Origin of the sequence: Thalassolituus sp. (genome assembly GCF_034111725.1) — a bacterium.
Lineage (GTDB): Bacteria > Pseudomonadota > Gammaproteobacteria > Pseudomonadales > Oceanobacteraceae > Thalassolituus.
On record NZ_JAWUWR010000055.1, the window covers coordinates 95,101 to 119,560 of the forward strand.

The following is a 24,460-nucleotide window of genomic DNA, read 5'->3' on the forward strand; positions in this document are numbered from 1 at the left end:
TACTAGAGATCATTCGACCTCTGGTAGCCGCACTGCCATCCAGCTTCCTGCGACGCCCATCACCGACAAAATCAAAATAACGCCGCTTAAACCAATAATGGGGGTCAAGCTACCAACGCCCCCAACAAGTAATAAAACCACACCAATAATGGTATTACTGATGGATACATAATCGGTGCGTTGATTACCCTCTGCCATATTCACAACGTAGGTTTTACGTCCCAACCGAACACCTTGATGGGCAACGCTTAAGACAAAATACAAGCCCGGCAATAGCCACAAACTTGCTAGCCAAGGTTGTGCTAGCGACTCGCATACTACGACGAGCAAGCCAACAAGCGCCGCCATCAAACCTGAGGAAATCATCACACGGCGACTAGAAGTATCGGCGAAACGCCCCCAAAACGGCCCTGACAATAAACTGGCCGCACCACTCGCCATTAAGAACAGAGCCATGATGCCAATACTAGAACCGATATTGTCTTGAGCCATTACAACGATAAAAGGCGCGCTTAGTGCAGAGCACAATAATAATGAGCGGGTTAATACAAAGTGGCGAAAGCGTGCATCTGTTTGCAGAAGCGATAAGCGCTTAAACGCTTGCAAAAGACCATTGCGTCCGCCATCAACTTCACCTGTCTGCTCCTCAACACCCGCATAAACCATGGCTGCTAGCGCCCACAAAATTGCAGCACCAACAAAACCTAAGACATACATACCGACGTCGGAATTCTCACTGAAGCCTAATGCCAAGATCGCGCCCATCGCTAGCGTAATTAAGCCTGCACCACTTGCCGACCAGCCATTCAAACTGCCACGCTGCGACTTAGGAATGGTTTTACCTAGCACATCTTTCGATGCAACAGAATTTAATCCACGAGCCAAACTAAAGATCACCAATAAGCCAATCACCAGCCAACCGGCCAAGCTGCCTTCCAGTCGCCAAGCGACCAAAGCAATACCGAGGACGGCCATCGCTTGCAATATACTACCGACCACCCAAACCCACTTTCTCACCGGCATTCTTCTTATAACGCTAGCGATTACTAATTGCGGCAGTAAAGACCCCGATTCGCGAATAGGTACTAACCACCCCAATAAATAAGCCGGCGCACCAATGGTTTGCATCACCCAAGGTAAAGTGATTTTTGGATTAATGAGCGCATCACCCAGTTTCGATAGGAATAAACTGAGTAACATTTTAATAAAGTTACCCGGCGCTTCTTTGCACGCTTCTTCTCCGATCGTTTCGCAGGCGCGTGCATCCTCTTCATTGACGAGCTTTTTGTAGAGCTGCGAAGACAATGATTTATTCGCCATAGTTTACTACTCGTTGCTAACCCATTGTTTGAGTTTACCTGTTTTCAACAGGGTTTTGCGTCCATAAAAAAACCACCCGAAGGTGGTTATTTATAGCGCATACCGTTTTATGAATGCTTTTGCATAAAAGCTTTCACTTGTGGCGCAATGCTCTCACGATATTTTCTACCGTTAAAAATACCATAATGACCGACGCCCGGTTCTTCTAAATGCACTTTTTTAGTTTTTGGAATTGAACCGCAAAGATCAAGGGCGCAAGACGTTTGACCTCGACCAGTAATGTCATCCAACTCACCTTCAATCGTCATCAGCGCCATGTTTTTAATATCTTTCAAGTCAATCAGCTCACCACGATATTCCATAGTACCTTTGGCCAACTTCTGATCTATAAACACTTTGCGAATCGTATCAAGATAATATTTAGCCGGCATATCCATCACCGCCAAGTACTCGTTATAAAATTCGCGATGCCCTTCTGCACTCTCGCCATCACCTTTAATTAAGTCATTATAAAATTTAAAGTGCTTATTGACATGGTTATCCATATTCATCGACATAAAACCCGACAGTTGAATAAAACCTGGATAAACCATTTGCCCTTTACCAACAAATTCCTGCGGAACGCGGCAAATCACATTATCTTCAAACCACTCTAAATCTTTACCACCAGCGTAATCATTTACCTCAGTTGGGCTGATGCGAACATCGACAGGACCACCCATTAAGGTCATGCTCTTAGGTAAATTCTTATCGCCGCGTTTGGCCATTACGCTTGCTGCAACCAATGCCGGAACACATGGCTGACAAACGGCCAATACATGAGTATCTGGGCCTAAATGAGCCATAAACTCCATCAAGTACTGCACATAGTCGTCGAAGCTAAATTCACCTTCAATCCGCGGAACATCGCGAGCATTTTTCCAATCGGTAATGTACACCTCATGATCCGGCAAAAACTCTCTAACCGTACCACGCAACAAGGTTGCGAAGTGCCCAGATAAAGGTGCCACGATCAATACTTTTGGATGTTTCAAACCACGCGCTCGGCGACGGAAGTGCACTAAATTGCAATACGGCTTCTCAACCGCGTTGATATATTCTATGCCGACCTCTCGCCCATCTATTTCAGTGGTGTCTAAAAACCATTCTGGCTTTTCGTAGTAATCAGTTAAACGCTCAACGAGTTCCATTGATGCTCTGAAAGTACGGAGAAACCAAGATGAATTTAACGGGCTTAGAGGAAAGTAAAACATCTGCCGAGATTGTCGTGCCATTACATGCATAGGACGCATGACATTCATTATCTGTGCGTTAAGTTTATAAAGCATGGGGCACCACCTGTTGCTGAAAAGACCTAAGGTCTCTGATATTCGTGTAATGATTCTGAGCTTAGCGCATTAACCACACTTTGCGTTCAAATCTCTGGTTTGACGACGAATCCTGTTCGACGTTCTTGACGATTTGTTTCATAGATTTGTAACAGTGCGACAAAATTGGTCACATCAATAGTTATCATGACCTGTATTGCCAAGCTGATGGCATTATTCGCCATGCATTCGATGACAATTTCTTCTATCCTGTGGTTTAAACAATAATTAAGAAACTACTATGACTCACCCAGATAAGCAAAGCGACCACCGCTTTCGTACATTTGCAGAATTTTACCCCTACTACTTGGCCGAGCATAGCAATCCAATCTGTAGAGGACTCCATTATGTCGGATCAGCAATTGCCTTGGGGGTACTGCTCTTCTGCCTTGTAACCGGTAATTACATAATGCTGCCAATAGCATTAGTAGCAGGATATGGCTTTGCTTGGATTGGCCACTTTTTCTTTGAGCACAATCGCCCCGCGACGTTTATTTATCCCCGCTGGAGCTTTCTTGGAGATTGGGTCATGTTAAAAGACTTTCTGACAGGCCAATTACCACAAAAATTAGCAGCCTACAAACCACCGCCCCGCGATTAAGCGGCTGGAAACTTAATTACTAACGAGTGTTTGCAAGCAAATGTGCAATTAGCACCAATCTGAAATCTAGTGGCGAGAAATCCTATCGAGCGATAGCTGGAAGAAACCGAAGCTTAATTCGCCACGAGATTGCATGCGGCGCATCAACCACCAAACGATGCCACCCGCCATTAAATTTCCCAATGCAGCACCAATAAGTAAACCACGCACACCGTCTAGCTGTAGCCCTATCACAGCGCCCAAAACATAAAATGCGAATAGCCTTACCGTATTTAACACCATCGACATCACGGTTCGTTGTAGAGAATTCAATGCTGCGTTAACACACAGCACTATACCCATGCCAATGTAGCCTAACGGCAGCCAATGCAAATACATAACCGTGATATCCACTACCTCAGCATCATCAGAAAAAAGCTGAGCTAACGGTTCTGCCACCAGCCATAAAACTGCACAAATACTGAGTTGTGCGATAACAACCAAACGTAAGCTGTAGTTCATTACCAGCCAAATACGATCATCATTACCAGCAGCATGATTCTGGGCGATAAACGCAGGCAAGGTAGCTGTTAACGCTAAAACCAATGACAGTAAGAAAGAGTCGAAACGCATACCCACGCCAAAGCCGGCCACCGCAGCCTCACCTGAATTGGCGATCATAGATAGCAAGATGGCGCCAGCAACGGGCACTAATAGATTAGTGATCATTGCTGGTATCCCCAACTCCAGCAGACGTCGCCACAAGGCCAGCATTTGCTTCAGTGTTAACTCCACAAAAGACACATAACCGTGGCGAATTTGTTGCTGCATGATGACACCTAAAACAATGGCCCAGCAAATCCCGCTCGCCAAAGATGCGCCGCCAATTCCCATTGCAGGAATTGGCCCCCAGCCAAAGATAAGCAAGGGATCAAGCATGGCATTGAGCATAGCGGCGGCCAACATCATCAATGAAGGCAACTTAGTGTTGCCCATCGCTCGTAACGTGGCGTTCTGCATCATTAACGCCAGCAATAAAATAGACCCCGGCCACCAATACACCATATAAGCCCAGATCTCTGGCAATAACTCGGCATCGGCTCCCATCGCCTCAAACAAAGCGTCATGATTGATTACCCCAGCCAGCCAAAGCACCGCACCTAGTACAAAGCTCAATATTAGGCCCGAAGTTAGTGCCCGCCGCAGACTCAACGCGTCGTCAGCGCCCACCGCTCTGGCGACCAAAGCCGATAGTGCGATACCTAAACCAATCGCCATATTGCTGATTACCATAGTCACTGGCAGGGCGAAGCTTACGGCAGCCAGACTTGTCGTACCGAGCAAACTAACAAACCACGCATCGACGAGACTGAAGAACATCATCGCCAAGATACCAATGATCATTGGGCGAGTAAGCTGGTGCAGCGTGGACGCAATTGGCCCGCTAAGAATAGCGTTTCTCAAATGTGGCTTACCTTGTTATTTTTGAATCGTTTACACAACGACTGAATGGCCACATTTTATACGATCTGCCGGCTGATCGAATGACACAATTAGATCGGTACAGGTAATTCTTTGTCCCTTTTATGTAACCCTTTCCCCCAGGCCATCAGATGTGATCTATCGTTTAACTATTATTCTTATCAGCTCGTCCGGAGACACTCATGAAGTGGTTCACACCCTTGCTGTTCATAGTCGGTATTAATAGCCTATGTCACGCCGATACCATTACTCTAAGGGCCGATGAATGGTTCCCTATCAATGGCGATCCACAATCAGAACAACGCGGCTATATGATTGATATAGCTACAAAAATCTGGGAGTCCCATGGGCATAGTGTCAATTACCAGATCATGCCATGGGAACGTGCTATTGAACAAACTCGCTCAGGGCAAGTCGACTGCATTGTCGGCGCTTATGTCGAGGATGCACCTGACTTCGTATTCCCATCTTCGGCACTGGGTATGGACGAAAGCCATTTCTATAGCCTTAGTAAAAACAATTGGAAGTTCCAGGGAATCAATTCATTGAAGCAAGTGCGCTTGGGGGTTGTAGGAGGCTATGCCTACGATGAGGGCGATCTCGATGCCTATATTAAAAAGTACGAAAACAGCAGCCGTGTACAAATAATGAAGGGCAATAACGCTCTTGAGCAAAACATAAAAAAGCTCATATCTGGGCGCATAGATTCGATTGTTGAATCACCCATGGTTATGAAAGCCAAGCTAAAGAAAATGGGGCTTCATCTAAATATTCAAGATGTCGGAACCATTGGCGATCCAACGCCGCTGTACATAGCATGCTCGCCGCAAAACCCAAACTCTAAAGAATACGTTGAACAATTATCGGCAGGCATAGACGAGCTGAGAATGAATGGTGAGCTGAGCAAGATCCTCAGTCACTATGATATCGACGATTGGGAAGTATCTATTGTCAGCAAATAGATCCGCATGAATTTTTCGTATTCATAGCATTCCAACGGCGGTCTCATTCTGGACTGCAGAAGCTATAAAACGCCCTAAATACCTACAGTTGCACTTGTAACAGTGGATAGTTATTCTGCGCCCACATATTTTACGCGCAAAGAGGAAGCTATGCTGAAGCAAACAACCCTACTGGCCGCCCTACTGGCAACTCCGTTCGCCGCCATGGCTGCTGAAGAACAAGGACCTTGGACTGGTGCTGCAGAACTTGGAACTATTTTCACCTCAGGCAACACCGAAACCCAAAGTATCAATGGTAACTTCGGCGTGAAACACGACGGTGAAGTATGGGATTCTGAGCTTAAGCTGCAAGCCCTAACCAGTAAGGAAGATGGTACAACATCCAAAGAAAGATACATTGGTCTAGTGCAGTTCGACCGCAACTACACAGAACACTCTTATTTGGCCATTGTGGCTCAGCAAGAACGTGCGCGCTTTAGTGGTTATACTTATCAATCGACCATCTCAGCTGGTTACGGTTATCGCATTATCAATGAAGATAATATGGAGCTGGATGCTGAAATCGGTCCTGGTTACCGTCGTGACAAATTAGCCGCTAGCGATGAAATCCTAGAAGAAGCCATCGGTCGTTTCGCACTGAACTACAACTGGACTATTCGTGAAGGCGTTAAATTCGTTGAGTTATTTTCAGTAGAATCTGGCGACAGCAACACCATCTACAAGTCAGAAACCGGTTTACAAAGCCAAATCAATGGCAGCCTTGCCACTAAGCTGACCTACAAAGTGAAGTACGTTGAAGAAGTACCAGCCGACAAAGAAAACACCGACAGCGAATTCGGTGTGACACTGGTTTACAGCTTCTAGCCAAAAGTCCAGTTATTGGGTTTACAGCTTCTAAGCAAAAGCCCAGTTATTGGGTTTACACCGATACTGAGCACAAAAAGGCCGACATCAATGTCGGCCTTTTTTGTTGCTGTTCGATTAATCCGCTTTCTCGTCCTCATCACAATCCTCTTCATTCATGAAGCGTTCTTCATCATGATGTCGCCATTTCTTTTCCTGCTTTTCCTTCTGTGCTTGCCACTGAATTTTCTGTTCATCGGTTAATATAGCGTTTATCTGTTCATTAAACTTGGCACGCTGGGCATCGTGCTGCGCTTTGTCCCCAGGCCATTGTGGCGATGGATTGCTCGCCATTTGCGCCGCTAACTGCTGACGTTGCGTATCGCTAAACTTTAGATCACGACTCAAACGGTCCAACATACTTGCCTGCATACGCGCATGTCGCTCTTTAATCTGCGCCTGAGCTTGTTCTTTTTGTTTCGGCGTCAGTACCGCGTTCATTTCATCATGCATTGCTTGCTGCAACTGGCGACGCTCGTCGCGTGTTTCGCTGCGCTTTTCTTCCGAAGTACGCAACTCGCTGAACTTATTGCGATAGCGGTCTTCGATGTCATCAATACGCTGTTCTTGCTCATCGGTTAGATTGAGTGACTCTTGCCAATCCATTTCGCGATGTTTACCCTCAAAACCCCAAGCTTGAGTTGTCGTTAGCAATACGCTACAAGCAAACAAACTCAAGGTACGTGTTGTACGTGTCATCATATTTTTCATGGGTCATTCCTCTGGCAAGCCAGTTCGTGTTGTCTGAGGTTATACTACTGATATTGAGCCAAAGTTGTGTCCGGCTTTGAAAAGAATTGTCACTCGTGCCTGCGCTCGAAGACTAACTAGTGGCGGAAAGGGTTATGGATCAAGACGACGAGTTATTTTTACAAGAGATGCAGGGCGTAGAGCGCATTCAAATTCAAGAGAAAGTGACTCTGCGCAAAACACCATTAGTCGGCGATGCAGAGGCGCGCCGCCAAGCAGCCCTCGACGAAACTCATGCGCTGAAACGCGACCCAAACCATCTGAGTACGACAGATGTGGTCCGTATTGGCCCACATGATGTGGTCGGCTTCAAGCGCCCAGGCATTCAGGACGGCGTTTTTCGTAAGCTGCGTTTAGGTAAGTATGATATTGAGGCGCGCTTAGATTTGCACCGCAGAACCATAGAACAAGCACGCCAAGAGGTGTTTCGTTTTGTGCGCGATTGTTTGGCTGCCGATATTCGTAGCGTGTTAATTTTACCTGGCAAAGGCGACCGAAGCATCGGTGACCCTGCGGTGCTTAAGAGCCATTTGGCGCATTGGCTAGAAGACCTAGACGATGTTCAAGGCTATCACACCGCTCAGCCTCATCATGGCGGTAGCGGCGCTTTTTATGTGCTGCTACGTAAAAGTGATCGTAAGAAGCAGTTGGCTCGAGAACAGTTTAGCAAAGGGCGAATCTAGCCCTTTGCTTGCTATCCTCCGCGACCATTCTCGCGCGCGATCTGCGCATCAAGTTCAGCTATACCCTCTTGCATGAGCGCATGACAACGCTCAGCCAAGGCTTTCACGTCGTCTTTGGTCATGCCTTCAGTACTGATTGGCTCCAAATACTTAGCTAACGCATGTCCAGACTTCCAACGACCAAGATCTATATTCTTATGAGTACTGCTGTAGCAAATAGGCACAACGGGGATGCCAGCTTCAATCGCTAGTACAAAGGCACCACTTTTAAATGGCAATAAACCTTTACCTCGGCTGCGAGTTCCTTCCGGGAAAATATACAGCGCACAAGCACGTTTATTTACTAGGTTGGCGACAGTAGCCATGGTTTCCCATGCCTTACTTTTATTGCCACGGTCGATAAATATATTCCGCGCAAGCCAAAACAGCAGCCCAAACACTGGTATATACATCAAATCCTTCTTACCCAAAATAGCGATATTACCGGGCAATAACCCTGGGTAGATAAATACATCCAGACTATCTTGATGATTTGCTAGATACACGGCTTGACCATTGCCTACCGGCGATTCATTCAAGCCGGTCATCCGCACGCCCAATATATAACGTCCCCACGAAAACAACTTAGCGCAATCACGGGTATTATTGGGATGAAAAGGACGCACAATGCACAGCAACAAGCCCGCGGTACAACCCAAAATAAAATACGGAATTAATAAAGCGGCACGTAGCACAGGTAACATAGGATTCTCTATACCTAGAACAATAGGATTTGCATTGTTGGAATAATAAACAAGATCAGCAAGTTGCTGATCTGTCATTGCTCAGTGCGTTAAACGCAAATAGCCATCGTGCATTTAGGCGATGGCTAACACGATCTAACGCAGGAAAAGCTGATACGCCGTATTCTCGGTTTCATCCCAATAACCGTAGCCTAGCTCTTCAAGATAGCCATGCAATTGATCGCGCTTGTCATCAGTGACTTGCAAGCCCACCAGCACACGACCAAACGCGGCGCCATGATTGCGATAATGGAACAACGAGATATTAAATTTCTTACCTAACTTGCGTAAGAAATTCAGCAAAGCCCCCGGACGCTCAGGAAACTCAAACCGATAGACACGCTCATCAGTGACCGCCGCTGGCGCATGACCGCCGACCATATGGCGAATATGATATTTAGCAATTTCGTTATCGGTAATATCAAGCACTGGATAATCGTCACCATGCAGCTCAGCCAATAGGGCATCGCGAGCACCAGCTTCAGCCCCGACTTTCACACCAACATAAATCTGCGCCTTGCCTTCATCGGCAAAACGGTAATTAAATTCTGTGATTGGACGTTTGCCCAATAAACTACAAAAACGCTGAAAGCTACCCGGCTCTTCCGGAATAGTGACCGCTAAAATCACTTCACGACCTTCACCAATTTCGGCAACTTCCGAGATATAGCGCAAGCGATCAAAGTTCATATTGGCACCACTCATGATGGTGACTAAATTTTTATCGCGGCACTGTTCACGTTCAACGTATTTTTTCAATCCAGCCAAGGCCAAAGCGCCTGCAGGCTCGCAGATAGCGCGTGTATCATCAAAGATATCTTTAATCGCCGCACAGATTTCATCCGGCGTACAGGTGATGACTTCATCAACATGGTCTTTGCACACTTCCCACGTGTACTTGCCAATTTGAGCAACGGCGACACCATCGGCAAAAATACCGACTTGTGGCAATACCACTCGATCATTGGCAGCCATAGCAGCAGCCAAACAAGCGGACTCTGTGCTTTCTACAGCAACGATACGAACTTGCGGTGCTAGTGCTTTTACAAAAGCGGCGATACCGGCACACAAACCACCGCCGCCTACCGGAATAAAAATGGCATCAGGGGCTGTACTTAACTGACGCAGAATCTCCATCCCTACTGTACCTTGGCCAGCAATGATGTCGGGATCATCGTACGGGTGGATGTAGGTGTAGCCTTTCTCTTCCACCAGCTTTTGCGAGTGCGCTAACGCTTCATCGAACGAATCACCAAAAAGAACAACCTTTGCGCCACGGGCTTTTACCGACATCACTTTGATTTCGGGTGTCGTACGCGGCATAACGATGATCGCCTTAATACCAAGCTCTTTCGCTGCTAATGCTAAGCCTTGCGCATGGTTACCCGCACTAGCAGCAATTACACCGGCGGCGTTTTCTGTATCGGTCAATTGCACTACCTTGTTGTAAGCGCCGCGCAACTTAAACGAGTACACTGGCTGCTTATCTTCACGCTTGACCCAAATTTGATTACCCAATCGCTCACTCAAGAAGTTAGCGACATGCAAGGGGGACTCAATAGCGACATCATAGACGCGCGCTGCGAGTATTTTTTTGAGGTAATCGTTCAACATACGGGTATCCAAAGCGGAGAGAGCCAAAAATGTAATACGCAAGGCGCGCATTGTAACGCATCAATGCATATAATTCGCCGTATCCTTACTTAACTCAGTGACCCACCATGACCCAAGACGAACTGAAACGCGCCGTTGGCCAAGCCGCGGTCGACCTGATCAAACCGCAACTCGATGACAACAGCATTGTTGGAGTTGGTACTGGCTCCACGGCCAACTGTTTTATCGATGCGCTAGCCAGCATCAAACACCTGTTTGATGGCGCGGTTGCAAGCTCCGAAGCCTCGGCTCAGCGCCTACGGGACCATGGTATTCATGTCTACGATTTGAACGCGGTAGACACACTCGATGTGTACGTCGATGGCGCTGATGAGATCAATGATCGCCTTGAAATGATCAAAGGCGGTGGTGCAGCACTGACGCGTGAAAAGATCGTTGCCGCAGTGGCAAAACAATTTATCTGCGTCGCCGATGAAACAAAACTGGTTGGTTTGATGGGCACGTTTCCACTGCCGGTCGAAGTTATTCCAATGGCTCGTTCATATGTGGCGCGCGAATTGGTGAAGCTAGGCGGTGATCCAACCTGGCGTGAAGGCGTAATTACCGACAACGGTAACGTCATTTTAGATGTATACAACATGCACATCAGCTCACCCGCTGACTTGGAAACCCGCATTAACCAAATCACCGGTGTTGTTACTAATGGTTTGTTTGCTCTGCGTCCAGCGGATGTATTGCTTCTAGGAACTCAAGATGGCGTTAAAACCATTCGTGGCGCATAACCCGACTCTATGTTGAAAACATGCTACGGATGGCTTTGGCGTTTTCTTCTTGCCCTGCTGGTACTTGCAGCACTCGCAGGCGCAGGGCTGTTTTTTTTACCCTCGCTATTACAGCCCATGCTCAACCAAATACTGCCGCTATTGCTGCGCGACAGTGTGGGGCCGAATAGCGAGTTACACGTCGACCACGTTGGCTGGCGCAATATCAATATTGATCATTTGCGCTTAATGCCCGACGCCAACACCCAAATTGATATCAGTAATCTTCAGCTAAATTATGACCCCAAAGACCTGTTACTCGGTCAGCTAGATAGCCTATTCATTGAGCGCATCCTTGTTAATTTATCGGATCAATCCAGCAAAGACCTACCCGATGCAGCCAGTGTAAACACGGATGCCTTGGCGAAAGCGCAGACGATTGAACTGCCTCGTCTCGCCGACCTAATGGCATTACCACTTAAACGCATCGACGCACCGAATATCATTATTCAGCACCCGCAGGTCAGCGCTACATTATCTGCCACACTGACACCTGAACTGTGGCGAGTTAATGGTGATACTCAGCTAAACGACCTGCCTTTACCTTGGCAAATCGAATTGCAGCTCCAACAATCCGGTGACTTACTGCTGATGGTGTCCGAGAGCGAAACTCTCCTAGCTCAGCTTTATGGTCACTTAGAGCAGAATGACAGCGAAAGTCATCTAACACTCGATCAGCGCACTGATGCTTCCGCCCTAAGCAAGCGTCTCCCCGCACTCGCCGATTTACCCTTGGCATTGAGCAATCTACATATAAGTGCCGATATTCGCAGCCCGAACACAGTGCGCATTCCCGATGATCTCATTGTTCAATTAAAAGCGGATATTCAAAGCGATGCCTTGGCACTGAACGAAGACACTAAAATGGCCGCTACTAAACTCACGGTCAGTATTGATAAGGCAAGTGCTGCCGACGACTGGTTGATTGGTGCAGATACCGCGCAACTGAGTCTTTTAATGAAAGTAGCCGATGATGATTGGACACTCACAGCAGGCCCACTCAACATAAGCTCACGCTGCAATGCAGCACTCAACGAATGCCAACTCAACAGCAAAATTAACACTGCCGTTAAAGGCCCTGCCAGCATGCAGATATCCTTGTTGCCCGAGTTGAAATGGCAGCAAGCCACAGGCATCAGCGGCACACTGCCGTTATCAATTAAAGGCACTCAACCCGAGAATTTAAACGCCGAACCGCCCATTCCAAGCGCCGCGCTGCAAGCCGATGGCAGGCTCGATTTTAACATAAGCAATGACGGACACTGGCAAGTCACCAGCACAGACGGCATTCAGCCACGTCTTATTCTAGGGCCTTATCTCGGCTGGCAGACACAGCCATTGAGCCTAACTCTACTGCCGAATTTGAACGTCCATGGTTTCACCGATGAGCGTGGCTTACCTGTGATCGACGCAGAACTGCTCATTGTAGAAATTGCCGCCTTCGATGTAAGCCAAGGAGACCGTGTCCTACACATTAAACGCAATGAAATTAGCTGTGAACCTGATCGCCTGAGTAGCCTAATGTTGCTCGATCAGCTGTTAGGTAACTGCGAAATGAAACTACGTTTAGGCAAATCCAAGTGGGATCTATGGCCAATTCCCGATATGCAAATTAATGGACCGATTGCGATCACCTACAATCCAACTCGCCAACGCATACTAGCGGACCTAAAACTAAGCGCCGCGAAAAAGCAGTTCAACCTGCGTACTCACGTAGAACATGACTTACTGCAAGGTACTGGCAGTATGCAATGGCACCTAAACGATGCGCCGCTTGATTGGGGCAAGCTCGGTCTAGATGACATGGCCAATCTAACCAAAGTGCAACTGCTCGGTGGTTTGCTGTCCGGACAGGGCTGGATCGACTGGCAAGGGCCTAATGCCGAAAATCCAGACGCCGAATGGAATATCACACCCGATACCATGCTCCGCGCCGATGGTTTTAATGCCCTGTACGATAACAGCATGGCGCTTGAAGAATGGAATGCCATGCTCGCCCTGCGCAGACCACAGGGGGGCGACTACCTGCTGGACGCTCAAGTATCTGGGGGCAAACTGGATAACGGTATCGCCCTTAAAAACATACTCGCTCGTAGCCAAACTCGTATTCCTGCCGACTTCTCCTACGCCTTGGTCGACATCTACGAAATGCACACCGACATACTCGGTGGCCGCGTTTACACCCCATTGATTCGCTACGACAGTCGTAAAGAAATCAACGCATTCGGTATACGCTTAGATCATATTCAACTGAGTGAACTGGCCAAACTCGAAGCAGACTCTGGCATCAATGCCTCCGGTGTTTTAGACGGCATGCTACCGATCGTACTTACCCCCGAAGGTCCCATGGTGCCAGGCGGCAACTTATTCGCTCGTGATCCCGGTGGCATTATTCAATACCGCAGCAGCGCTGGCGAAGCCCTAAAAAGCAGCGACCAAACCGTCGGCATGGCCATGAACTTACTCGACAACTTCCTCTACAATCAGCTCGAATCTGGCATTCAGTATCAACCTGATGGCAGCCTCAATATCGCTCTGCAGTTTCAAGGCAAAAATCCTGACTTCTTCGGCGGCCAAGCAACGCATCTGAATATTAATTTGGACTATAACTTACTGGATTTATTGGAGAGCTTGCGGATTACCAACGAAGTGGTAGAGAAGGTCGAAGCTAAATATCGGTAAAGGCTTTAGCTGCTGGCGCAGGCTGGCTAGGTTTTATGCGGCTGAAGCCGCGGGTTTTCTTTTCCTGGGGGCTTCCCCAAGAGCCCCCTTTCCTTTTGCTTTAGATGGGATGGATTCGAAGCGTGCTGTAGGAGGGAGTCAACGAACGTTTTTTGTTCGTACTCCCGAGGATAGCTTTGTATCGTAATTCGGCACTGCTCGCTGGCGCTCCCTGAGTACCTCCTACGGAAAACATACATTTCGTATTAACAAAAAGAACCGCAGCATCAGCCGCAAAACCTCGCCAACACCCACCAGTCTGTCATAAATCCGTAACATTCCAACTTCAAACTGCCCCAATCGACACTTCTATGCAGAATCTATAGTCGAAAGCAGGCTACAATCGGGTTTTTACGTTAACTCGACCCGCCCAGCTAGGAGATCCACCATGGCTTTTAACGATGCACAACGCTTCTTCCCAGAAACGCGCTTGCGCCGTATGCGTCGCGATGATTTTTCACGTCGTTTAATGCGCGAAACTCAGCTGACGGTGGATAGCCTGATTTATCCGATGTTTGTTGTCGAAGGCCACCAAGAACGTGAGCCGATTCCTTCTATGCCTGGAATCGAACGAGTGTCGATTGATTTACTGGTCGCAGAAGCTAAACATTTATACAAGCTTGGCGTACCAGCGATTGCGCTGTTTCCGGTAACACCCGCCAGTGCCAAGTCGCTGATGGCGGAAGAAGCCTTTAACCCGAACGGCTTAGCACAACGTGCTGTGCGTGCGATTAAAGATGCTGTACCAGAAATGGGCGTGATTACCGATGTAGCGCTTGATCCGTTCACCACTCATGGTCAAGACGGCATCATTGATGAAAACGGTTATGTGTTGAATGACCGCACTGTAGAAGCACTAGTACAGCAAGCGCTGTCACATGCCGAAGCCGGTGCTGATATCGTCGCCCCGTCCGATATGATGGATGGTCGCATTGGCGATATCCGCGAAGCGTTAGAAGAAGAAAGTTTTGTGAATACGCGCATCATGGCGTATTCCGCCAAGTACGCATCAGCCTATTACGGCCCGTTCCGCGATGCGGTTGGCTCAGCGGCGAACTTAGGCAAAGCGGATAAAAAGACGTACCAAATGGATCCAGCCAACAGCAATGAAGCATTGCATGAAGTGGGGCTAGATCTGGCCGAAGGCGCCGATATGGTGATGATTAAACCTGGCATGCCGTATTTGGATATCGTGCGTCGTGTTAAGGATGAATTTCAGGCCCCTACCTTTGTTTATCAAGTTAGTGGCGAGTACGCCATGCACAAGGCTGCGGCTTTGAATGGTTGGTTAGATGACAATGCGGTGATGCAAGAATCGTTACTTTGCATCAAACGCGCCGGTGCCGATGGCATTTTGACCTACTACGCTAAACAATATGCGGAGTGGATTAACCGTTAAGGAAAGGCAATGAGCGACCAAGATAACAACCTACCTGTTATCGATTTACAGAGCAGCGAATATTACATCAACCGCGAATTGAGCCATTTACAGTTCAATATTCGGGTATTAGAACAAGCCCTCGACGAGAGTCATCCGATTCTCGATCGCTTGTTCTTTTTATGTATTTTTAGCAAAAACCTCGATGAGTTTTATGAGGTGCGGGTCGCCAACCTAACTCAGCAATTAGCCTTTGCCCGCGAACAAGCGGGTGCCGATGGTATGCACCCGCAGCAAGTATTAAGCGAAGTGCATAACCTTTGTAGCGTTACTGTTGAACGTCAGTATGAAATTCTCAACAACACGCTACTACCGGCATTAAAAGAACAAGACATTCATTTTTTACGCCGTGCGGAATGGAACGATGAGCAACGCGTATGGGTGCGTTCGTATTTCGACGACAATATCCAACCGCTCATCAGCCCGATTGGATTAGATCCGTCGCATCCATTCCCGCGCTTAGTGAATAAAAGCCTTAACTTTATTGTCGCCCTCGAAGGCAAAGACGCCTTTGGCCGCGAAACCGGCTTAGCGATTATTCCTGCCCCACGTTCACTTCCGCGCACGGTGCGCTTACCCGATGAACTGACCAGTGGTGGTGATTGCTTTATTTTCTTGTCGTCTATGATTCACGAATACGCTGATGAATTATTTCCCGGCATGACCATTAAAGGTTGTTACCAGTTCCGTGTAACGCGTAATGCCGATTTGGATATCGACCACGACGACACCGCCGACTTAGCAACGGCACTGGAAGACGAATTACATTCACGTAATTTCGGCGAAGAAATGCGTTTGGAGGTAGCGGATAACTGCCCAGAAGAACTCACCGACTTCTTACTAAATCAGTTCAATCTAGAACAGACTGATTTATACCGCGTAAATGGTCCTGTTAATTTGGGCCGCTTAATTGAAGTGATCGGGCAAATTTCTCGCCCTGATTTGCAATACCCACCATTCACTCCGGGCTTGCCAAAGAATATTAACTTTAAGAAGAGTATTTTCGAGAGCATTCGCTTCCGCGATACCTTGTTACTGCATCCTTTTGAGTCGTTTACACCAGTGGTCGATTTACTGCGTGAAGCAGCAAAAGACGCTAACGTACGCGCCATTAAGCAAACACTTTACCGCACCGGCGCCAAATCAGAGATCGTTAACGCGTTAGTGGATGCGGCTCGTAATGGTAAAGAAGTGACCGTTGTTATTGAGCTGCGTGCACGTTTTGACGAAGAGGAAAACCTCTATCTTGCTAACCGGCTACAGGAAGCAGGAGCCGTCGTGGTATATGGCGTTGTAGGTTATAAAACCCACGCTAAAATGATGCTAATCGTGCGTAAAGAAGGCACTAAATATAAACGTTATGTGCATTTAGGCACGGGCAACTACCATGCCGGTAACGCCCGCGCTTATACCGACTATAGCTTTCTAACCTGCGACGATTCAATTGGTGAAGACGTACACAAAGTATTCCAGCAATTGACCGGAATGGGCGAAGCGTTACGCATTAAGAAATTATTCCATGCACCATTTACGCTGCATAAACGCCTTATTCAGATGATTGATCGTGAAGCCGCTCATGCTCAGGCAGGTAAGCCTGCCCTGATTCGTTTGAAAGCCAATGGATTAACCGAACCTAAAGTTATTCGTGCGCTATATCGTGCTTCTCAAGCAGGGGCAAAAGTCGATCTTATTATCCGCGGCCAGTGCTGTTTACGTCCGGGAGTTATGGGCGTCTCTGATAATATTCGCGTGCGCTCTATTATTGGTCGTTTCTTAGAACATACCCGTGTTTTCTATTTTCTTAACGACGGTAACGACGAAATATATGCGGCCAGCGCCGACTTAATGGAGCGCAATTTACTCCGTCGCGTAGAAACAGCTTTCCCGATTGAGTTTCCGAAACTTAAAGAACGCATGAAGGATGAACTAGAAATCTATATGTTGGATAACTGCCAAGCTTGGGATTTACAGCCTGATGGCACCTATGTCCGCGCGCAACCGGGCGCTAACGAACCCATGATAAAAGCGCAGGCGGTATTGTTAGAAAAACTCGCCGCTAGCGCTTCTTAACAGCACAAGCTTGAAACAAAACGGGCTAACCATTTTCATGGTTAGCCCGTTTTTTATGCCGATACAAATACGATTTAAGCTACGCTAAGCTTCATGCCTGCCGCGTGTTGATAGTCAACTTCAGCTGCTAGATCAGTCGCGGTTAAAGGATGCTCCTCCAGCCACCCCTCAGGCATGGCTAAGGTTAAATCATCACCGTTAACCGTTAACACAGGCGTCGGGACTTCATGCGCGTCGCGGCTATGGTTAAGCACCACGGCAATGCGAAGTAAGCGAATTAACTGCAAGGCTGTGGTTTGCTGACGTTTGGAAAGAACAGCCACTTCTTCTTTTTGAATTTTACGGCGATGGTTACGCACCAGCACGGCCAGCATAGTTTGCCCTTGGCGAGTAAATCCCAATAAATCGGAATGTTGCAGTAAATAAGCACCGTGCTTATGGAAGCTACTGTGAGCAATGCTCAATCCAACTTCGTGCAACTCTGCGGCCCACGCCAACGAATTAGAAGCCTCTTTATTCAACGACCAATCGGCTTTCACTTGGCTAAACAGCGCTGCCGCCATGACCTTAACGCGTGTCGCCTGATTGGTATCGACGTAAAAGCGTTCTTGCAGCGAATCAATCGTACGCTCACGAACATTTTCATGACTAGAGCGCCCAACCAGATCCCAAAGAGCGCCTTCACGTAAGGCTCCATCGGAATAGACCATGCGCTTTAAACCAAAGGTTTCAAATACCGCAGTTAATATGGCCAAACCACCAATAAACACTTGCCGACGCTCAGGTTTAACACCGCTAATGTTGACGTCATTTATGGTCTCAAACTGTAATGTGAATTCCACCAGCTTGGCCAATCCGTCAGCCGTCATACCTTCTTCACTCCAACCATTCTCAATCATGGCTTGCTCAGCCGCGCGAATAGTACCCGAAGAACCAACGGCGCTTTCCCAGCCAATTGTTTTATAGTTGGCTTCAATATTCAGCAGCTCACGGCGTGCGCCTGCGACAGCTTCTTTAAAACCTTTTTTAGTGATTTTGCCATCCGGAAAGTAGCGCTGCGTGAACGACACACAGCCCATATGCAAACTTTCTAGGGCACGCGGCTCAAAACGCTCGCCAATAATAAACTCGGTACTGCCACCACCAATGTCGACCACCAAGCGCTTACCGCCATCATCAGCAAGGGTATGCGCAACCCCAAGGTAGATGAGACGCGCTTCTTCGCGTCCAGCAATCACCTCGATCGGGTAACCCAGTACCGCTTCCGCCTGCTCAATAAACACTTGGCGATTACGAGCTGCACGCAATGCGTTAGTAGCTAATACACTCACCCGCGACGGATCCATGCCCTGTAAACGTTGGGCAAATTCACGCAGGCAAACAAGACCACGTTCCATGGCCTCATCCGAAAGAATGCTTTGATTGTCCAAACCCGCTGCTAACTGGACTTTTTGTCCGCGCTTTTCCAACGTGCGAAGTTCTCCCTGAAACTCCTCCGCAACAACCATATGAAAGCTATTAGAGCCGAGATCGACTGCCGCCATTAACTCCCGTGGCGCATCGGGTGAAGATGTCATATTCATGCGTTGACTTGAAATTCTCGTGATAACCCATATCTATAGAAGAATATGCAGGCCAATCGGCGCTACGTCCAGTACAGAATCCAATTGATTCCATATCACTGCGGCGTACAATGCGGGTTTGCTATCTTTGATATCCACAGGGGAAATACACTCATGAGCGACAACATTCTGACCGTAACAGACGATTCTTTTGACGCCGACGTACTAGGCTCTGACTTGCCAGTACTGGTGGACTTCTGGGCAGAGTGGTGCGGCCCATGCAAAATGATTGCTCCTGTTTTGGAAGAAATCGCTGAAGAATATGCTGGCAAACTTAAGATTGCTAAGCTGAACATCGATCAAAACGAAGCGACTGCGCCTAAGTTTGGTATTCGCAGCATCCCAACCTTAATTCTATTTAAGAACGGCGCTGCTGAAGCGACTAAAATCGGTGCAATGAGCAAATCTGAGCTAGTTGCCTTCATCGAACAAGCGATCTAAATAGGCCGATTGTCGATTAACCACACAAAAAGGCAAAATACTTCGCCTTTTTGTGTGGACATGCCATTTTAATCTGTCTATATTGAATGACGCATCTGAGAATGACATCGTCATTTATTATCTCGTTCAAAGATGTCTGCATGGCGGTTCTGCCAGTGCCTCCTTCTTTTGATTTCTTATCAAATTCCAATAACACTGCAATAAAAATCCCTTATGAATCTTTCTGATCTAAAACTGAAATCCGTTCCCGAACTTCTCGACATTGCGCGAGAAATGAATTTAGAGAACGTAAGCCGTACCCGTAAACAAGACATCATTTTCGCCGTACTGAAACATCACGCTAAAAGTGGTGAAGACATCTATGGCGACGGCGTCCTAGAAATCCTGCAAGACGGTTTCGGATTTCTACGTAGCGCTAACAGCTCTTACTTAGCAGGGCCGGATGATATTTATGTATCACCGAGCCAGATTCGTCGCTTTAACCTGCGTAAGGGTGACAAAATTGCCGGTAAGATACGTCCGCCAAAAGAAGGTGAACGTTATTTTGCCATGCTTAAAGTCGCTGAAATCAACGACGACAAGCCAGAAAACGCTAAAAACAAAGTTCTGTTCGAGAACTTAACGCCGTTATTTCCAAACGAGCGCTTCATCCTAGAGACCGGTAGTGGCTCCACCGAAGATTTGTCTTCGCGTGTATTGGATCTAGTCGCACCGATTGGTAAAGGCCAACGTGGTTTGATCGTAGCACCGCCGAAAGCCGGTAAAACCATGCTACTGCAAACTATCGCTCAAGCCATCACTCGCAATTCTCCAGATGTTGAATTGATCGTACTTCTAATCGACGAACGTCCTGAAGAAGTAACCGAGATGAAACGCTCTGTGCGCGGCGAAGTAGTTGCTTCTACGTTCGATGAGCCACCAGCACGTCACGTTCAAGTGGCTGAAATGGTCATCGAAAAAGCGAAACGTTTGGTTGAACACAAACGTGACGTAGTGATTCTTCTCGACTCAGTAACGCGTCTTGCGCGTGCTTACAACACAGTTATCCCATCATCGGGCAAAGTACTGACCGGTGGTGTTGATGCCAACGCACTAGAAAAACCAAAACGTTTCTTTGGTGCTGCTCGTAATATCGAAGAAGGCGGTTCATTAACCATTATTGCTACGGCATTGGTGGATACCGGCTCTAAGATGGACGAAGTGATCTACGAAGAATTTAAAGGTACTGGTAACCAAGAATTGCATCTTGATCGCAAGATCGCTGAAAAGCGCATCTACCCTGCAATCAACATTCGTCGTTCAGGTACTCGTCGCGAAGACATGCTGTTTGATGAAGCGGCATTGCAACGCTTATGGATTCTGCGCCGTCTGCTTTCAGAAATGGAAGATGTACAAGGTATCGAGTTCTTACTTGATAAGCTGCGTCAGACCAAAACCAACGATGACTTCTTCGACTCCATGCGTGGTGGCAAGTAAGTATCTTTGGAATATAAAAAAACCGCCGAAAGGCGGTTTTTTTATGGCTTAAATCTAGCGAGCGTTGATATAAGCTTGTTCGCTAACGGCGTGATACGCCTTCACTTTATCGCGATAGCTCGCGAACGATTCATACACCTTAGCTGACATAGGGTCACCGGCAGCGACTTCCGCCACAACCTCATGAGATAGACCTTTTAAGGTCTGCAATACATCTGCAGGGAATGGACGCACATCGACATGATGCTTCTCAATCAACTCCACCAAAGCACTTTGATTGCGGGTGGTGTATTCAGCCAACATATCATCGTTAATGGCTTTAGCAGCAACACGAACAATGGCTTGCAAATCTTCTGGCAAGGTCGCGTAGGCATCTTTGTTGATTAAAAATTCCATCATAGAACCTGGCTCATGCCAGCCTGGATAATAATAGAATTTCGCGACTTTATATAAGCCAAAGGCTAGGTCGTTATATGGACCCACCCACTCTGTAGCATCGATAGCACCCGTTTGCAGAGAGGTGAATATCTCACCGCCCGGCAAGGTCACCGGCGTACCACCAGCACGCGCTAAGACTTCACCGCCCAAACCTGGGATACGCATTTTCAAACCTTTAAGGTCGTCAACGCTGTTAATTTCTTTGTTAAACCAACCACCCATTTGTACACCGGTATTACCGCCCGACATCGGTAGGATATTAAAAGGAGCATAAACTTCTTCCCACAACTGTTGGCCACCACCGTATTGAATCCAACCGTTCATTTCTTGGGCGGTTAAACCAAAGGGAACAGAGGTGAAGAATTGTGCAGCTGCCGCTTTGCCTTTCCAGTAGTAAGCACCGCTATGGCCCATCTCTGCCGTGCCTTGCGATACGGCATCAAATACCTGTAAAGCAGGCACCAATTCACCAGCACCGTAAACATGGATTTTTAAACGGCCACCAGACAGCGCTTCGACTTCTTTGGCAAAACGTTCAGGAGCCGTCCCTAAACCTGGAAAGTTTTTCGGCCAAGACGTTACCAGCTTCCATTTATAAGTTTGTTGTGGCGCAGCTTCACCAACGGGTGTTTCACAATCCTTGTTACAGCCTGCTAGCATCAATGTCGTTGCCGCAGCGAGTAAAACAGTCATTAAACGTTTCACGTGTTTCTCCTGTTGTTATTGTTGGTTATTACATTACCCGCACTGAGTGCGATTTATAAAGCTTCCAGTTTAGCAAAACTCGCGACCAGCCATTTACTGCCGGCGTCGTCAAAATTCACTTGCACACGCAAACCCGGACCCTGCCCTTCAAACTGCAATACCATGCCCTCTCCAAACATCTCATGATAGACGCGCTGACCAAGACTAAATGGATATTGTGTCTGCACGAACGCAGGTTCGCTCTGATAACTTGAGCCGCCATAATTATTGCGGTCTCGAGCAGTTAACGGACGACTCACACTATTTTTTAAGCGTACTTCTTGAATTAATTCTGATGGAATTTCACGAATAAAACGTGATGGCGTGCTGAAGTTCTCTTGGCCATATAAACGGCGACTTTCAGCATGAGTAATAATCAGCTTTTCCATGGCGCGAGTAATACCGACGTAAGCAAGACGGCGCTCTTCTTCGAGGCCATCGGCTTCACCCATCGACATTTTGTGCGGAAACAAACCTTCCTCTACACCCGCTAACACCACCTGAGGGAATTCCAAACCTTTGGCTGAGTGCAGCGTCATCAATTGCACAGCATCGTCGTATTCGTCTGCCTGTGCATCACCAGCATCCAGTGCCGCACTATCAAGAAACACAGCGATTGGGGATAGCTCATCAGCTTGTGGGTCTTCAGCCTCAGCAGAGGAAGGCTCAAATTGTTTAGCCGCGTTAATTAACTCTTCAAGGTTATCAATGCGCGCTTGGCCTTTTTCGCCTTTTTCTTTGCGATGATGCTCAATTAATCCGCTATTGGTAATGACTTGGTCCATCAATTCATGCAGAGGTAAGTCATTCATCCCTACGCTGAGTTCGTCGATCAGATCAAGGAAGCTTTGCACCGCCGCAGAGGCACGCTTTGGCAATAAACCATGTTTAATGGCACCTACTGCCGCTTGCCATAAAGAACAGCCATGATCGCGGGCAAAGCTGCGCAAAATATCAACGCTCTTTTCGCCAATGGCACGCGCAGGTACATTAATTACACGCTCCATTGCCGCATCATCATCGCGCGTTAACATTAAACGCAGATACGACAGTGCGTTCTTAATTTCTAGACGCTCATAGAAACGTTGACCGCCGTAAATACGGTAGGGAATACCCGCGCGTAATAGCGCTTCTTCAAGCGTCCGCGACTGAGCGTTAGAGCGATATAAAATCGCCATATCGGTGCGAGCACGACCGGCTTTAGCCCATTCGTCGACTAAATCAGCGATATAACGCGCTTCATCTTGTTCATTGAAGGCACTATAGAGAACTATCTTTTCGCCATCTTCATCATCGGTACGTAACTCTTTACCAAGACGACCTTGGTTATTGGCAATCACCGCATTGGCGGCAGCTAAGATATTCGCGGTAGAACGATAATTTTGCTCAAGCTTAATTAATTCCGCACCCGGAAAATCTTTTTGGAAATCACGAATATTACCGACATTAGCACCACGCCAACCGTAGATAGATTGATCATCATCACCCACTGCCATCACAGAGACTTTATTACCTGCTAATAAGCGGATCCATGCGTATTGGATATTGTTGGTATCTTGAAACTCGTCCACCAAAATATAGCGGAAGCGCTGTTGATAATGAGCTAATAGGTCAGGGTTATGCAGCCATAATTCGTGCGCACGTAATAATATTTCGCCGAAATCGACCAAGCCATTTTGCTGGCAATTTTCTTCATAAATATAATAAAAATCGTGCAACTGTCGCCCGAAGGGATCACCGGATGGCATCACATGTGCAGCGCGACGACCTTCGTCTTTTTGGCCGTTGATATACCACTGAATTTGTTTCGGCGGATAACGCGTATCATCAATGTTATGTGCTTTCATCAAGCGCTTAATTACACGCAGCTGATCATCGCTATCCAAAATTTGAAAATGCTGTGGCAGCTTGGCTTCTTGCCAATGCTGTTTTAGCAAACGGTGAGCTAAGCCGTGGAATGTGCCCACCCACAATCCATTTGAAGGAATGTTGAGTAAGTGCTCCAACCGGCCACGCATTTCTTTAGCGGCTTTATTGGTAAAGGTTACCGCCAATATAGCTTGGGGCGATATATTTTCAGTCTGCACCAGCCAGGCAATTCGGTGAACCAATACACGGGTTTTACCCGAGCCGGCGCCTGCCAAAACAAGTTGATGACCATGAGGTGCACAAACCGCATCGCGTTGTGCATCGTTTAAACCGTCGAGTAGTGTTGTTACATCCATTTGGGTAGTCTACCAGAAAAA

Annotated in this window: 19 protein-coding genes; 10 read left to right on the forward strand and 9 right to left on the reverse strand. The window is 47.4% G+C overall.

Going from position 1 to position 24,460, the window contains the following annotated elements; translation table 11 throughout:
* Positions 1-9: 9 nt before the first annotated feature.
* Together UXZ23_RS09555 and UXZ23_RS09560 are read right to left on the reverse strand one after the other, a co-directional pair.
* Positions 10-1,320 (reverse strand): MFS transporter, encoded by a 1,311-nt coding sequence (locus tag UXZ23_RS09555; protein ID WP_320820357.1) that lies wholly within the window; start codon positions 1,318-1,320, stop codon positions 10-12.
* Between the two features lie 107 nt (positions 1,321-1,427).
* Positions 1,428-2,648: a polyhydroxyalkanoate depolymerase gene (locus UXZ23_RS09560; RefSeq protein WP_320820358.1), complete on the reverse strand. Its 1,221-nt coding sequence runs from the start codon at positions 2,646-2,648 to the stop codon at positions 1,428-1,430.
* Positions 2,649-2,928: 280 nt separating this feature from the next.
* Here UXZ23_RS09560 and UXZ23_RS09565 point away from each other — a divergent pair, with 280 nt between their 5' ends.
* Positions 2,929-3,288 (forward strand): DUF962 domain-containing protein, encoded by a 360-nt coding sequence (locus UXZ23_RS09565; RefSeq protein ID WP_320820359.1) that lies wholly within the window; start codon positions 2,929-2,931, stop codon positions 3,286-3,288.
* Positions 3,289-3,354: 66 nt separating this feature from the next.
* Here the strand turns inward: UXZ23_RS09565 and UXZ23_RS09570 are convergent, their stop codons facing one another.
* Complete coding sequence (locus UXZ23_RS09570) at positions 3,355-4,671, reverse strand: MATE family efflux transporter (protein WP_320820360.1); 1,317 nt, start codon at positions 4,669-4,671, stop codon at positions 3,355-3,357.
* A gap of 260 nt (positions 4,672-4,931) precedes the next feature.
* Here UXZ23_RS09570 and UXZ23_RS09575 point away from each other — a divergent pair, with 260 nt between their 5' ends.
* Complete coding sequence (locus UXZ23_RS09575; protein WP_320820361.1) at positions 4,932-5,711, forward strand: substrate-binding periplasmic protein; 780 nt, start codon at positions 4,932-4,934, stop codon at positions 5,709-5,711.
* 150 nt (positions 5,712-5,861) lie between these two features.
* Positions 5,862-6,575: a DUF481 domain-containing protein gene (locus UXZ23_RS09580; protein WP_320820362.1), complete on the forward strand. Its 714-nt coding sequence runs from the start codon at positions 5,862-5,864 to the stop codon at positions 6,573-6,575.
* A gap of 117 nt (positions 6,576-6,692) precedes the next feature.
* On the opposite strand, the gene UXZ23_RS09585 is transcribed toward UXZ23_RS09580, so the two are convergent.
* Positions 6,693-7,325: a Spy/CpxP family protein refolding chaperone gene (locus UXZ23_RS09585; protein ID WP_320820363.1), complete on the reverse strand. Its 633-nt coding sequence runs from the start codon at positions 7,323-7,325 to the stop codon at positions 6,693-6,695.
* A 134-nt stretch (positions 7,326-7,459) separates the two neighbouring features.
* Between UXZ23_RS09585 and smrA the strand changes: the two genes are divergently transcribed.
* The gene (gene smrA, locus UXZ23_RS09590; RefSeq protein WP_320820364.1) at positions 7,460-8,047 is read left to right on the forward strand and encodes a DNA endonuclease SmrA; all 588 of its coding nucleotides are present in this window, start codon (positions 7,460-7,462) and stop codon (positions 8,045-8,047) included.
* A gap of 11 nt (positions 8,048-8,058) precedes the next feature.
* On the opposite strand, the gene UXZ23_RS09595 is transcribed toward smrA, so the two are convergent.
* Together UXZ23_RS09595 and ilvA are read right to left on the reverse strand one after the other, a co-directional pair.
* A complete protein-coding gene (locus UXZ23_RS09595; RefSeq protein ID WP_320820365.1) occupies positions 8,059-8,868 on the reverse strand; it encodes a 1-acylglycerol-3-phosphate O-acyltransferase in 810 nt (269 codons plus the stop codon).
* Positions 8,869-8,925: 57 nt separating this feature from the next.
* The gene (ilvA, locus tag UXZ23_RS09600) at positions 8,926-10,494 is read right to left on the reverse strand and encodes a threonine ammonia-lyase, biosynthetic (RefSeq protein ID WP_320820366.1); all 1,569 of its coding nucleotides are present in this window, start codon (positions 10,492-10,494) and stop codon (positions 8,926-8,928) included.
* A gap of 56 nt (positions 10,495-10,550) precedes the next feature.
* On the opposite strand from ilvA, the gene rpiA reads away from it, so the two are divergent.
* The 4 genes from rpiA (at position 10,551) to ppk1 (ending at position 17,493) form a co-directional block, all read left to right on the forward strand.
* Positions 10,551-11,225 (forward strand): ribose-5-phosphate isomerase RpiA, encoded by a 675-nt coding sequence (gene rpiA / locus UXZ23_RS09605; protein WP_320820367.1) that lies wholly within the window; start codon positions 10,551-10,553, stop codon positions 11,223-11,225.
* Positions 11,226-11,234: 9 nt separating this feature from the next.
* Entirely contained in the window at positions 11,235-13,946 is a 2,712-nt protein-coding gene (locus UXZ23_RS09610; RefSeq protein WP_320820368.1) for a YdbH domain-containing protein, read from the forward strand.
* A 427-nt stretch (positions 13,947-14,373) separates the two neighbouring features.
* Complete coding sequence (hemB, locus tag UXZ23_RS09615; RefSeq protein WP_025266526.1) at positions 14,374-15,384, forward strand: porphobilinogen synthase; 1,011 nt, start codon at positions 14,374-14,376, stop codon at positions 15,382-15,384.
* A 9-nt stretch (positions 15,385-15,393) separates the two neighbouring features.
* A complete protein-coding gene (gene ppk1, locus UXZ23_RS09620; protein WP_320820369.1) occupies positions 15,394-17,493 on the forward strand; it encodes a polyphosphate kinase 1 in 2,100 nt (699 codons plus the stop codon).
* 74 nt (positions 17,494-17,567) lie between these two features.
* On the opposite strand, the gene ppx is transcribed toward ppk1, so the two are convergent.
* Entirely contained in the window at positions 17,568-19,076 is a 1,509-nt protein-coding gene (gene ppx, locus UXZ23_RS09625; protein WP_320820370.1) for an exopolyphosphatase, read from the reverse strand.
* Between the two features lie 153 nt (positions 19,077-19,229).
* Here ppx and trxA point away from each other — a divergent pair, with 153 nt between their 5' ends.
* Complete coding sequence (gene trxA / locus UXZ23_RS09630; protein ID WP_015488647.1) at positions 19,230-19,556, forward strand: thioredoxin TrxA; 327 nt, start codon at positions 19,230-19,232, stop codon at positions 19,554-19,556.
* A 213-nt stretch (positions 19,557-19,769) separates the two neighbouring features.
* Complete coding sequence (rho, locus tag UXZ23_RS09635) at positions 19,770-21,032, forward strand: transcription termination factor Rho (protein ID WP_025266528.1); 1,263 nt, start codon at positions 19,770-19,772, stop codon at positions 21,030-21,032.
* 54 nt (positions 21,033-21,086) lie between these two features.
* Here rho and UXZ23_RS09640 read toward each other — a convergent pair whose 3' ends face one another.
* The gene (locus UXZ23_RS09640; protein WP_320820371.1) at positions 21,087-22,175 is read right to left on the reverse strand and encodes a TRAP transporter substrate-binding protein; all 1,089 of its coding nucleotides are present in this window, start codon (positions 22,173-22,175) and stop codon (positions 21,087-21,089) included.
* A 53-nt stretch (positions 22,176-22,228) separates the two neighbouring features.
* The gene (gene uvrD, locus UXZ23_RS09645) at positions 22,229-24,439 is read right to left on the reverse strand and encodes a DNA helicase II (protein ID WP_320820372.1); all 2,211 of its coding nucleotides are present in this window, start codon (positions 24,437-24,439) and stop codon (positions 22,229-22,231) included.
* Between the last annotated feature and the right edge of the window lie 21 nt (positions 24,440-24,460).